Origin of the sequence: Pleomorphomonas carboxyditropha (assembly GCF_002770725.1) — a bacterium.
In the GTDB taxonomy this organism is placed as follows: Bacteria; Pseudomonadota; Alphaproteobacteria; order Rhizobiales; family Pleomorphomonadaceae; genus Pleomorphomonas; species Pleomorphomonas carboxyditropha.
On the sequence record NZ_NQVN01000011.1, the window covers coordinates 1 to 12,231 of the forward strand.

Annotated in this window: 13 protein-coding genes; 1 reads left to right on the forward strand and 12 read right to left on the reverse strand. The window is 63.9% G+C overall.

Features of this window, described 5'->3' with window-relative positions:
- The 10 genes from CJ014_RS28315 to CJ014_RS15995 all read right to left on the reverse strand — a co-directional run.
- Positions 1 to 125 (reverse strand): flagellar basal body protein (locus tag CJ014_RS28315; RefSeq protein ID WP_133121868.1); only part of this gene is annotated, 125 nt, incomplete at its 3' end.
- Between the two features lie 12 nt (positions 126 to 137).
- Positions 138 to 593, reverse strand: coding sequence for a flagellar protein FlgN (locus CJ014_RS15955; RefSeq protein ID WP_100081484.1), 456 nt, complete (start codon positions 591 to 593; stop codon positions 138 to 140).
- Complete coding sequence (locus CJ014_RS15960; RefSeq protein WP_100081485.1) at positions 571 to 903, reverse strand: hypothetical protein; 333 nt, start codon at positions 901 to 903, stop codon at positions 571 to 573. Before CJ014_RS15960 ends, CJ014_RS15955 begins: the two co-directional genes overlap by 23 nt.
- A gap of 1 nt (position 904) precedes the next feature.
- Complete coding sequence (flgE, locus tag CJ014_RS15965; protein WP_100081486.1) at positions 905 to 2,170, reverse strand: flagellar hook protein FlgE; 1,266 nt, start codon at positions 2,168 to 2,170, stop codon at positions 905 to 907.
- An 11-nt stretch (positions 2,171 to 2,181) separates the two neighbouring features.
- Positions 2,182 to 2,463 carry a flagellar hook capping FlgD N-terminal domain-containing protein gene (locus CJ014_RS15970; protein ID WP_100081487.1) on the reverse strand — a complete coding sequence of 94 codons (282 nt, stop codon included), beginning with the start codon at positions 2,461 to 2,463 and terminating at the stop codon, positions 2,182 to 2,184.
- 328 nt (positions 2,464 to 2,791) lie between these two features.
- Positions 2,792 to 3,034 carry a hypothetical protein gene (locus CJ014_RS15975; protein WP_100081488.1) on the reverse strand — a complete coding sequence of 81 codons (243 nt, stop codon included), beginning with the start codon at positions 3,032 to 3,034 and terminating at the stop codon, positions 2,792 to 2,794.
- A 175-nt stretch (positions 3,035 to 3,209) separates the two neighbouring features.
- Positions 3,210 to 3,803, reverse strand: a complete 594-nt coding sequence (locus CJ014_RS15980; protein ID WP_165790862.1) for a flagellar export chaperone FliS — start codon at positions 3,801 to 3,803, stop codon at positions 3,210 to 3,212.
- A 20-nt stretch (positions 3,804 to 3,823) separates the two neighbouring features.
- On the reverse strand, positions 3,824 to 5,521 hold the full coding sequence (gene fliD, locus CJ014_RS15985; protein ID WP_100081490.1) for a flagellar filament capping protein FliD: 1,698 nt from the start codon (positions 5,519 to 5,521) through the stop codon (positions 3,824 to 3,826).
- A 67-nt stretch (positions 5,522 to 5,588) separates the two neighbouring features.
- Positions 5,589 to 6,413, reverse strand: coding sequence for a flagellin (locus CJ014_RS15990; RefSeq protein ID WP_100081491.1), 825 nt, complete (start codon positions 6,411 to 6,413; stop codon positions 5,589 to 5,591).
- 146 nt (positions 6,414 to 6,559) lie between these two features.
- Positions 6,560 to 7,156, reverse strand: coding sequence for a sigma-70 family RNA polymerase sigma factor (locus CJ014_RS15995; protein ID WP_245427393.1), 597 nt, complete (start codon positions 7,154 to 7,156; stop codon positions 6,560 to 6,562).
- A gap of 665 nt (positions 7,157 to 7,821) precedes the next feature.
- On the opposite strand from CJ014_RS15995, the gene CJ014_RS16000 reads away from it, so the two are divergent.
- On the forward strand, positions 7,822 to 10,308 hold the full coding sequence (locus tag CJ014_RS16000; RefSeq protein ID WP_100081492.1) for an HAD family hydrolase: 2,487 nt from the start codon (positions 7,822 to 7,824) through the stop codon (positions 10,306 to 10,308).
- 102 nt (positions 10,309 to 10,410) lie between these two features.
- Here the strand turns inward: CJ014_RS16000 and CJ014_RS16005 are convergent, their stop codons facing one another.
- Positions 10,411 to 11,508, reverse strand: a complete 1,098-nt coding sequence (locus CJ014_RS16005) for a glycosyltransferase family 4 protein (protein ID WP_165790863.1) — start codon at positions 11,506 to 11,508, stop codon at positions 10,411 to 10,413.
- A gap of 199 nt (positions 11,509 to 11,707) precedes the next feature.
- Positions 11,708 to 12,136, reverse strand: a complete 429-nt coding sequence (locus CJ014_RS16010) for an NUDIX hydrolase (protein ID WP_100081494.1) — start codon at positions 12,134 to 12,136, stop codon at positions 11,708 to 11,710.
- Positions 12,137 to 12,231: the final 95 nt, after the last annotated feature.

Here is a 12,231-nt window from a genome sequence, read left to right on the forward strand (position 1 = left end):
TTGGCGGTCTTCACCGTGTAGCCGTCGACGTCGGCGTTGGCGATGTTGGCCGACGACACGCTGAGGCCGACCTGCGCCGCCCGGAGCGCCGACAGGGCGATGGAACTGGCGACCGACACCGACATGAGCCGTTTCCCCTAGGCGAGGCGATCGGGAAGGAGCGAGGCCGGGGACTTCGAGCCCCCCGAAGAGCGGGAACCGGTACGCCCGTAGACCGGCGCCGCCGACAGCCCATCGTCGCGGACAGCGGCGACGACCGCCGCAATGCGCCGGCGGGACGCTCCGATGGCGCCGGCGAGCCGCGACAAATTCTCCTGGGCGAGGCGCTGGACGAGCCCGACCCGCTTGTCGAGGTAGGCGCGCTCGGCCTCGGTGACCGGCCCCGCGGCGCCGATCGCCTTCAGCGAAGCCTCGATGCCGGCGGCAAGATTGCTCTTCCTGCCGGTCGTGGCGGCGAGCGAGGCCGGCATGCCGCTGGCCAACAGGGCGTTCTCGTCGTCGATGACGGCGATCAGTTCGTCGATGAGCGCATCGAGCTCGTCGATGTTCGGATTGCCCGAGGGCCGGCGCTCAATGGTTGCTTCGGCGCGCATGGCTCTTGTTCCTGTTCTTGTCGAAGGAGAGGATTTTGGCGGACTCGGTCGACGCGGCCAGCTTGCCGACCGCGAGATAGGCGCGGCTGACCGCGTAGCCGGTATTGGCGTTGGCGATCGCCGCCGCCGTCTCGGCGCGATAGCGCTCCAGATCGGCGATCACTTCGGACACCTCGCCTTTGAACAGGCCGAGGAGGCGCGGATCGCATCCCTCTTCCTGCCGCTGGATGTCGAGCCGAATGCGATCGAGGCGCCGGGTCAGCAGCTCGATGGCGTCCTGGATTTCGTCCCTGTCGGTTTTCTTCGCCATTTCAACGCACCGCCGACAGCAGGGAATCGAACATGTCCTTGGCCGTGGAAATGACCTGCGAGGCCGCCGAATAGGCCTGCTGGGCGGCGATCATCGACGAAAACTCGGTATTCGTGTCGGTGGTGGATTCTTCCAGTTCGGAAGACTGGATCGATCCGACACCGTCCGAATTGGCGAAGTGATAGGACGCGCCGGACGAATTGCTGGAAGCGGAGTAAACCGAATTACTCATTTCCGTCAGTCCGTTGGCGTTGGAGAAGGTGGCAAGCGGGATCTTGTAGATCGAAATGGCCTTGCCGTTGCTGTAGTTGGCGTAGACCGTGCCGTCCTCGTCGATGGTGACGCCGGACAGCGTGCCGTAGGCGCAGCCGTTGCCGGTGCAGGCAATATCGACCGTCGTACTGCTGCTGCTGTCGTCGGGCGTATACTGCGAAAGACCGTCCGAGGCATTGGCCGTGCCGAAATCGAGGCTGACCGACATGGTGCTGGCGCCATCCGACATTCCGGAGATCGACAGGGTCGCCGCTTCGGGGCTGGCAAGCGTTCCATCGCTGTTGAAGGTGATGGTGACCGTCGAGGGAGTGGTCGTTACCGATGCGCTGGAGTCGACAGTGCCGTCGCCCGTCGTCAGGTCGCCGAACGACATCGTCCAGGTATTCACGTCGGTCTTCGTCCAGGTCACGTTCATCGTATAGGCCGTGCCGAGACTGTCGTAGAGCTCGAGCTCGCTGGTGTATTCGTCTCCTACCGCGGCATTGGCCGGCAGCGTGCCGTCCAGCGAGATGCTCGTCGTGGCGGCGGCATAGCCGGCGAGCTTGTCGGTATCGATGATCTCGAGATTGGTCTCGGTGGTGCCGCCGACCACGTTGCCGTCGGCATCGGTCGGCCAGCCGAGCAGGGAATAGCCGTTGTTGGTGAGATAGCCGGTATCGTCATCGACGGTGAACGCACCATTGCGGGTGTAGTAGACCTCGCTGCCGTCACCGGACGTCACCGCAAAGAAGCCATCGCCATCGACGGCGATATTGGTGCTGACCGAAGACGATACGAGCGTGCCGCTGGCCAGGATGTTCTGCGACTTGCTGGCGGTCACGCCGCCGCTCGAGCTGGTCGTCGAGCCGGACGTCAGCAACGAGGCGAAGCTCGCCGAACTGGCCTTGTAGCCGGTGGTCGAGACATTCGCGAGGTTGTTGGAGATGATCGACAGCGCCGTCGACTGGGCCTGCATTGCCGAAACGGCAGCATTCATCGCACCCGTCAGAGACATGGTTGCGCTCCTTAGGCAGACGTGGTGGTCAAGGCGGAGGTGATCGTGTCGACCGACTCCTGAAGCGACAGAAGCGTCGAGTTCATCTCGCTGAGCTGCGAATAGCTCGCGTAGGACATCATCTGATTCATGAAGTCCGAAGTGTCCGTCGGGTTGAGCGGATTCTGGTTCTGGATCTCCTGGACGAGCAGTTGCAGAAACTGCGACGTATCGATGGTCGAAGAAGAAGAGGACGACGAGGTACTAGTCGTCGTCGCAGTCGACGAAGACGTCACGGAAGTCGTTGTGGTCATGATAAACCTCACGCGCCTCCGGTTCTTGTTTCCAAGGACCAGACTTGATGAATTTGAACTGCCGTCTTGATTGGCTTCGATATTTAGACGAGCGGGCGAGGAAAATCAGGCGCGAGAACTTAACGAAAAATCGAAATTCTATTTGTTAATGGCTGTTAATATTTGAAGTTCTGGAAACCTCTGCCGGACACCAAGCCCGGCCTTGCCGGCGGGGAAGCCTCCGGGAATGACGCCTCCGGCGGTCGCCGCTTCGTCGCGGCAGCCGTCGGCGACGAAAGCGCCGCTATGGGGGCATTCGCATTTTGCAAGGGCGGTGAGGGAGATTGGTTTACGACGACGCGCCGTCGTCGTCGCTGGCGAGCGCCAGGATGCGCGCCGCCAAATCGCGGGGGGCGCGGATCGGACGGGCCGAGGCAAAAGCGGCCCTCAGGGCGAGCGCATCGCTCAGAATGCGGCGGGCGGGTTCCGAGACGACGAGCAGCCGCTCCGCCTCGGCACGGACCGCTTCCGGCCAACGCGTCAAGTCCTCGCCTTGGCGATCGACGAGATCCTGAAACTGGGCTTCGTCCATTCTGGGCAATCCGATCGACTTCTGTTTCTCAAAGTATCCCTCGGGGGGCAAACACAATCAACAGATAAAAAAAGCCAATAAAATGTCATGTGTGGAAGGGATGCGCCGATAAGAAAGCCCCGGAGGCACGAGGCTTCCGGGGCGGCGATTTCGTATGGTCCGGGGAAGAACCGCCTCAGCCGGCGGCCGGCTGCCGTTCGGCGGAGCGGCGGGCGCGGCGGACCGGCACGCCCCGCGAAGGCGCCTCGCGGACCGCCGGCGGCGGCTCCGCCATCAACCCGAGGAACAGGTTGCTGTCGAAGGCGGCGGCGGGCGGCGGCACCATGGGCGCGGGCGACGGCGCCTCGGCGGTTGGCGCGGCCTGGGCGGCCTCGGACGTTTCCTGGTGAGGATCCATGCCGGCAATGCGCGCCCAGGCGTCGCGCAGGCCGATCAGGCTGTCGTAGAGCTTGCGATAGCGCTTCAGGACGTCCGGCTTGCCGAAGCTGAGGTGAAGCGACAGGATGTAGCTCCGGTAGACGCGGTGCAGTTGCTCGGCCACCGCTCCGCCCTTGTCGTAGTCGAGCGCCTGGTCGAGCCCCCGCAAAATGGTGGCCGCCCGCATCACCTTGTTGAAGCACTCCTCGACCTGCTTCTGTTCGCGAGCCCGCACCGCCTGCAGAATGGCCAGCAGCGTGGCATCATAGAGTTTGACGACGGCGACGGTGGGATGCACGGACGCTGCGGCCTGACGATAGGCGGCAGCGGCAAAGCCCATGCGAGAATTCATAGGCCGACCTCCTGGATGTGTCATGAATCGCTATTCTGGGCGTCGAGCAGGGCCTCGAGATAGCTGAGCACCGACTGGGCCTCGCTGATCTTGGCCTGGATGTTGGCGTAGCGCGCCGTCAGGTTGTCCTTGTAGGTCTCCGCCCGATCGGTGATGGTGTCGATCTGGTCCTGGTATTCGTCGTTCTTTTCCTCAAGACTCGCCACGACGTTGGTAATCGAGCCGTCGTCGTCGTCGATGGCGGCTTCGGTGGCGTTGTAGATCTGCTCGGCGATGCCGGCGGCCTGCGTCACGGTGACCGACTGGCTGGTGCTGCCGGTGAACACGAAGGTGTAGCCCTCGTAGGCGGTGCCGGCCACGCCCTTGATGCCGTGGCCGGTGCTGGTGACGGTGAACAGCCCGCTCTCGCCGTCGACGGTCACGCCGGTGATGTTGCCGTCGTCGTCGACGGTGATGTCGAGCGTGAAGGTCGACGGCGCGCTGGTGCCGCGATAGAGGATGCCGAGGTCGCTCGACGAGCTCTCGAACGAATAGGAAAACAGTTGCTGGATGATGTCCGGATCGCTGTTCAGGACATCGTTCAACGTGTCCTCGTCATACTCGAGGTAATTGCTCTCGTCGAAGCTGAGGCCGATCGCCGACATCGAGACGTCGTCGAGCGAGAAGGTCAGCGCCGAGGCGATCTGCTGATTGATGGTGCGGATGGTGCTGTCGCCGAACAGCACCGCGTCGGCGGAAGCGCCGCCGCTCGATGACGTCTCCTGTTCCGACAGCGCCCATTCCCGGTAGGCGTTGTAGGCGTCGACGAAGGCGACCACCGCGCTCTTGATGTCGGTCAGATTCTGATCGATCTCGACCGTGACGGACTGGTCGTCGTCCGTCGTGCCGGTAAGGTAGAAGGTCAGCCCGTCGATCACATCGTCGACTTCATTGGACGACCGGGTGATGGTGACGCCGTCGATGGTGAAGATCGCCTGCTGCGAGGCTTGCAGCTCGTCGGCGAAGCCGCCGTCGTCGTCGACGATGCCGAGGCTCTGCAGGATGCCGTCATCGTCGCCGACCGAAATGGTCTGGCCGGTATCCACCGTCGTCAGGATGAGCTCGTAGGAGGAATCGGACACCTTCAGCACGGTGGCCTTGACGCCGCTGGTGTCGCTCTCCTCGTTGATGGCGCTCGCGATATCCGAAAGCGACATATCCTCGGTGACGTCGATGGAGACGCTGTCGCCGTCTTCGGTGCCGATGCTGAATGTGCCCGACAGCGAGAGCGCCGCCGACGACGAGGCATAGTTGCCGCTCGCCACCTTCTGCGCCGTGGCGAGCTGGCTGATCGTGATGGAATAGCTGCCCGTGTCGGTGCCGGCCTCGGCCGATACGGTAAGGACGGAACTTGCGGTGACGCCGCCGACACCGGTCAAATACGCTTCGCGTTCCAGGAAGACGTCGGTGTCGCTTGCCGAGGAATCGGTGACGGCCCTGAGGGCGTCCGCCGCATCCTGGAGGGTTTCGAGCAGATCGGCCGCGTCGTTATAGGCCGATATCTTGGACTCGTTGGTCGATATCTTGGTCTCGTAGGTGTCCGCGGCGGCAAGCTTGGCTTCGTAGAGCTCCTCGATCAGCCCGTCCCAGTCGATGGACGTGACGTCGGAGGACGCATAGCTCGACGCGGAGGTCGAACTTGTCGTCGTCGTAGAGGAGGTGCTTGAAGTCGTCGTCATGTCCCTACCCTCGACGCTGGCCGCGGAGGTGCGCCGGCGGCGTTCTTTCCGCCGGCGCCGTTCGAAATTACTGCATCAGCTTCAGGAGGTTCTGCGTCAGGCTGTTGGCCGACGACGCCGCCGCCACGGCGGCCTGCACCATCACCTGCGACGAGGCGAGCTTGGCTTCTTCCGCCGCGACATCGACGTCGGCGATGGCCGAATTGGCCGCCTCGAGGTTTTCGATCTGCGTTGCGATCGATTCCGAGCTGAACTGGAACTGGCTTTCCTGGGCGCCGATGCTGGCGCGTGCCTGCGACACGGTGCTGATGGCCGTATCGAGCGCCGTCAGCGCGTCGTTGGCGTTGGACTGGCTCGTGACATCGAGGCTGTTGACGCCGAGCGTCGTGGAGTCGAGGGCCGACAGGGTGATCGAGATGGTATCGGAGCTCGACGAGCCGACCATGACCGTGACGCCGCTGGAGAACATGTTGTTGGCGGTCAGCAGGCTCTCCGAGTTGAAGCGGGTGCCGCTGGCGATGGTGTCGATCTGATCGACCAGAGCGCCGAATTCCTCGTCGATATAGGTACGCTCGGTATCGGTCACCGTACCGGAGGCCGACTCGGTGGCCAGCACCTTCATGCGCTGCAGGATATCGGAGATGTTGGAGGCGCCGCCGTCGGCCGTCTGCAACACGGCGATGGCGTTGGTGGCGTTGGTCGCCGCCTGGCCGAGCGTCGCGACATCGGACTGGACGCGGGTCGAGATGGCGAGGCCGGCGGCGTCGTCCGAGGCCTGGGCGATCCGGGAGCCGGACGCCAGCTTGGACAGGGACGAGGACTGGGCCGCGGCATTGATGTTGAGGTAGCGGACGGCGGAATTGGCGGCGGTGTTGGTCGCGATGACGGGCATTTCGGAACTCTCCCAATCGTTGAACGACGTCGCCCGTCTGCCGGGAAGACGTCAGCGCGAGGCGTCATCGCCCCTCGCTTCACCCCTTCAACGGACGAGCAAGAGCCAACCCGGCGAAATTCGTGCGCCGTGCCGCGTTTTTTTGGTTAATCCCGGGTAAACGACTGACGGATATCGTCTTCCGCCTGCGCCAAATGACGGCGCAGATGCTGCCGGCCACGCTTCAATAGCGACTCCACCGCCATCACCGTGGTCTCCATGACCTCGGCGATCTCGGCGTTCGACATGGATTCGTGATAGCTGAGGATCACCGCGATGCGCTGCTGGTCGGGCAGCTTGGCCAGGGCCGATTCAAGCAGGCTGTTCATCGACGCCCGGTGCATCTGGGTGGGAGCGTCTTCCTGGCCGTCGGCCACTTCCGGCGTCGCGTCGAGATCGTCCATCACCGGCTTGCGCCGGAGATCGATGCAGCGGTTGGTGATGACGCGGTAGAGCCAGGTCGAGAACTTGGCCCGCCCGATCTCCATGCGCTTGCGATGCGTCCAGAGCTTCAGGAAGCTGTCCTGCACCACGTCGTCGGCGTCGTCGGCGTTCTTCAGGATGCGGAGCGCCAGGGCGAAGCCCCGGTCGGCGTGCCGCTCGACCAGCCGGGCGAAGGCGTCCCGATCGTCGTTGGCGATCCGTTCGAGAAGCCTGTCGTCCTCGTCCCTCGCGCGCCGGACCGCGGCCCCCTCGCCCTCCACGGGCGAAACGAGGGAGACAGATGCATCGACACGGAATGAACTCGCAGCAGCAGCCATCATCACATACCCCAACACGCCGTCGTCAACCGACCAGAACGCCCCTTACGACACTGAAACGAAGCAACCCGACAAACCAGGCGCAGAAAATCGACCAATAATAAGAATAATATAAGTATAGGCAAATAATTCCGTGGCACATGGGGCAAGTTTTACCTGCCGGCAAAACCTGCCTACCGCACATCCCGCGCCACGACCCGCCAATGCCGCAGAATTCCCGCCATTTGCCATGATTCCAGCCCCACGAAGCTCTCTGGGCAAAAATTGATCCCAGCATTCACCGCAAAGAGCTGCAAATGGCGTGCTAGTTTTCTGTTTTTCGCAATAGAAACACTTCGTTAGGCGCTCGTTGCAAATAGACGAAACACGCGGAAAAAAATGCCGGCGGCCATTACGAAAAAAATGCCGGTTTCCCGGGCGCTATTCCTCGGAAGCGCTCGTCCGCCTGCCGCGGCGCCTGAAACAATATGTATCCGACAGAAACATTTGGCAGGACTCGTTGAAATCCCGGCGCCGGAAGGCGCGAAGATTTCCCGATCGACGCGCCTGAGCTGCGCCTGAAAGCGCCGGCTCGTCCGTTTTACTTCGGAGACTGGCAAGGAGCAGACATGTTCATCGAAACCGACCGGATGGCCCCAACCACGGCTGATCGCATGCCGCTCGCAATCGTCAGCTTCGACGTGTTCGACACCATGCTCCTGCGCCGATGCACCACGCCATCGGGAGTCTTCGAGCTGGCCTGCCGGTTGGCCGGCTGCGACACCGCCCGTCCCGGACTGGTGGAAAGCTTCACCCAGCACCGCAGTCTTGCCGAAGCCAAGGCGCGAAAAGCCGCCTTCAAAAAGACCGGCAACGGCGAGGTGTCCATCGAACAGATCTATGCCCGCTTTCCCCGCCAGTTGTTCGGGCTCGGCGATATCTCTCCCGAGGCGTTGGCGGAGGCCGAATTTCAGGCCGAACTGAACCTCTGCGTCGCCAACCCGGATATCCTGTCGTTTTACCGGTCGGCGCGCGAGGCCGGAAAGCGCACCGGCTTCGTGTCGGACACCTATTGGAACGGAGAACGGCTGGGCCGGCTTCTGAGAGCCGCCATTCCCGGCCTTGCCTGGGATTTCCTGTACGCGTCCTGCGACCACGGCTCATCGAAGAGCGAAAACCTGTTTCGCAAGGTCATCGCCGCCGAGAAGCCGCTCAGCCATCGCATGCTGCACGTCGGCGACAACCCCGCCGCCGACATCGAGGCCCCGCGGCGCCTGGGCATCGAGACCCATCATCACCGCCAGGCCTCCACCTACTTCGCCGGCCTGCTGCAACGCGAGGGATCGACCTTCGCCCTCCTCTCGCCCACCGCCGCCCACGGACAGCGGCTCGACGACGGCCTCAGGTCGCTGCGCCGCTGCGTCGCCAACCGCCTTGCGACCGAAGCCGACGCTTTCGCCCTCGGTGCCACCATCCTCGGTCCGGTGATGGCCGCCTTCGACTGCTTCGTCTCCGAAGAGATCGAGAAACTGTCCGTCGACGGCCGGCAGGTGGCGGTCGCCTTTCTTGCCCGCGACGGCTTCCTGCCCTACCGGGTCTGGACGGCCCATAGTCAGCAGCCCGTCGGCTACGCCGAAATCAACCGCCGCGCGGCGGCGCTGGCCGCTGTCGACAATACCACAGGCTTCACGCCGCTTTTCGCCGGGATCGAGCAGATCGACCACGCGGCAACCATCGAGATGATCGGGGCCGACAGCCCGGGTCTGCGCGCTTTCTTTGCCCGCCAGCCCGGCGGCATCGTCGATGGCGAAGCGCTTTGCCTGAAACTGCCGACGTTGCTCGGCAAGGAAGCGATCGGAAAGCTGGCGCGATCGATGCGGACCGGCCTTCTCGAGCACATGCGGCAGACCATTCCCGGTTTCGATAGCGCGACCGACCTGGTGCTGGTCGATCTGGGCTACCGCGGTTCCGTGCAGAAGGGATTGCGCCAGGCGATGAAGGCGGCGGGTCTCCGGACGCGGCTGCACGGACTTTATCTCCTGACCAAGGACGACAGCCTCGAAGCCGACGACGGCGACACGGCCCGCGGCTTCATCGACGATCTGGTCGTCTCGCCACAGACCAAGCTGACGATGCTTTCCAATATCGCCGTGCTGGAGCAGCTTTGCTCGGCTGCCGCCGGCAGCGTGCGGAGCTATCGAAACGGCGAGCCGATCCGCGAGCCGGACGTCCGCGACGCCGGCCAGATCGAGCTCAGCCGCCAGGCGCAGGCCGGCGCCATCCACTTCGTCCAGCAACTCGGCGCCTTCAAGGCGGGCGGCCTCGATCCGTTCGCCAACGCCGGAACGCGAGCCGCCTGGGCCGCCACCCTCTTGGCCCGCCTGCTGTTGATGCCGACCGACGACGAACTGATGCTGCTCGGCAGCACCCGGCACGACATCAACCTCGGCACCAAGGCGGTCGTACCGCTCGCCGACCCGACCAAGGCGGCCGACTGGATGGTCGCCTGGACCTTCTCGGAAGCGGCCGGCATGCCCGTCCCGCCGATGTGGCCGGCCGGCAGCTTCAGCGCCATCGCCCCCGCCGACGGCTTCTCCTATCTCCTGAAGGGATGCGGACTGCTGTCGCGCGAAATCCACGACGACATTCCCTGCGGTCAGGTCGAGGTGACGCTGGTGGACAAGACGGCGGCGAGCCTTGCCAAGATCACCTGCCGGCGAACCGGCAACAACGACCTGCGCCTGCATATTCCCCTGTCCGTTCAACAGGGCATCGAGGCGGTTGCCATTCCCCTGGGGCAGATCGCCCCGCGTGGCCTGCTGCGCGGGGTAACGCTCCAACAGCACGACAAGCTATTGCTCCAGCACAAGGAAGCGGACGTCGAGCGCCTTGGTGCCGAGCGCCTGCACGCCGTCGATATCAGGTTCGACGGCGAGCTGTTCGCCGCCGAGGCCGACGGCAAGCTCGTGATCATGCTGCCGCCGCTCGAGGCGAAATACGGCATCGTCTCCGTGCTGCTGAGCCCGCTCACCGAAGGACGCCCGATGTCGCTGGCCATGGACAATGCCGACCACGCGCCCGCCGCATGGCCATCGCTCGATGGCATCGTCATATAATCGGTCTGGCGACTTGGATGTGTTCGGCCCGGCTTGACGCTGCCCATCTCGTCGTCCGAGCAGGCAGATAGGGATAAGGCAGCGGAGCGACTGCCCTGATCGTCAGTCCCCGCTGCCTGCGGCGCCCTGGGTCAGCCTGTCGATGAGCTGCCGCTGTTGCAGGCAGAGGTTTTTCAGGGCGGCGAGCTCACGACCCATCTCTTCCGCCCGGCGCCAGTGGTAAAAGCTGTCGAAGGCCTGCACGCAAATTGTCGACAGAGCCTTGTCGAGCGCGGCAAGCCGGCGCAATTCCGCGGTCATCTCCTCGCCCGGTACGGGCTTTGGACGAACGCCGACAGTCCGCAGAAGCAATCGCACCCAGGCCCGCAAGGAATAGCGCGAACGCCGCACCGCTATCGGCGCGGCCGGCGGCCCCGCCTCGATGTCGCGTACGATCTCGGCCGACGTCTTGCGGGTCGGCGTGCAACGGCCGGAAAAATTGCGCTGCGCTGCCGCCTCGACGTTTTCCGGCGTCAGCCAGCCCGGCCCGCCGAAGTGGTCGTAACAGTAGACGGCCCGTCCGGCCATGAGCGCCATCTGCACCGTCTTGCCGATCGAGATCACAGCGGCATAGGGCGCCAGCATATGCGGCTGGATCATGGCCTGAACGCCATCCCGCCCCAGGATATCGACGGTCCAGCCCCGCTGGATGAGCATTCGCCGCGCTCCGGCGAGCTCTGCCGGAACATGATTGGAGACGATCAGCGCCCGCCGGCCTTCGGAAGGCGGCGGCAACGGCGCAAGAAAGCCACGCGGCACTGGATTGGGCACCACGATCGTCGCGTCATAAGCCGCGCCGAACGCCCGCAGATGTGCGCGGGTCTCCTCGCTATTGGCGACGAAGACGTCGGCCAGTTCCCATTCGAGCCGGGATAGCGGCGCTTCCATCTCGATGAACGAGGAAAGATGACCGAATACGAAGAACGGCAATCCGACCTGCTGCATCGCGTCGACGACGCCGGGCGTGATCAGCCGCGTCAGCGCATTCTGCTGGGAATAGACGACATCGAAATCGGCGACGCTGACCTCGTTGGGATTGGACGTCACCCGCCAAGCCCCCGCGGCGAGCAGCGCCTCCTGCCGGACGGCGTCCATGCAATGCGCGTAGACCGTCACGCGGACGCCCTGCGCCGCCATTTCCTCGGCAAGTTCGACGGTCACGACTTCCGACCCGGCCCAGTCCGTCAGGCGGCCGGTAGCGATCAGGGCCGATAGGCCACGATGCGAAAAACGTTCGTCCATCATTGGTCCTGAGCAGGTAGGCAAAATCGACGTCGGATACGCGTTCCACGACCGCGGAACGCCACGTCACGTCGACCGCATGGTTTCCATCAGGACTTTAACGCTCGAAATAGAACGCTCAGGCGCGGAACGATTGCAGGATGAAGGCGAGGCCGGGCTCGTCGACGATGATGGCCGCGTCTTCCCGGCTCATCCACTTGCGCTGCCGCTCGTCGCACTCCGGCCAGTCGGCGAGGTTTTCCGTTACTTCCAGGCTGTAGACGTCGACGTCGACCAGCGCAAAGCAGTCCTCGAGGCGCTTCCAGTAGCGGTAGCGGCCGATCGGCGCCTTGGAGGGCTTGCCGATGACGCCGGCCTCCTCCATCGCCTCGATGGCGGCGGCCTTGCGGTCGCTCTTGCCCTTCATGCGCCAGCCCTTGGGGATCAGCGGCCGGTGGGTGTCGCGCGAGGAAACGAGCAGCACCGACACGTCGCCACCCGCTGTCCGTCGAAACGGCAGCGCGGCGACCTGATGCTGGACCTTTCCCTTGGCGATGCTCTTACCCATGGCGACTCGACGGCGAATAGGGCCGAAAGCCCGACTCAATGTGACTTAACTAGAATATCGCTGAAAAGTTTCCAGTCCGTAGAGAAACGAAATCT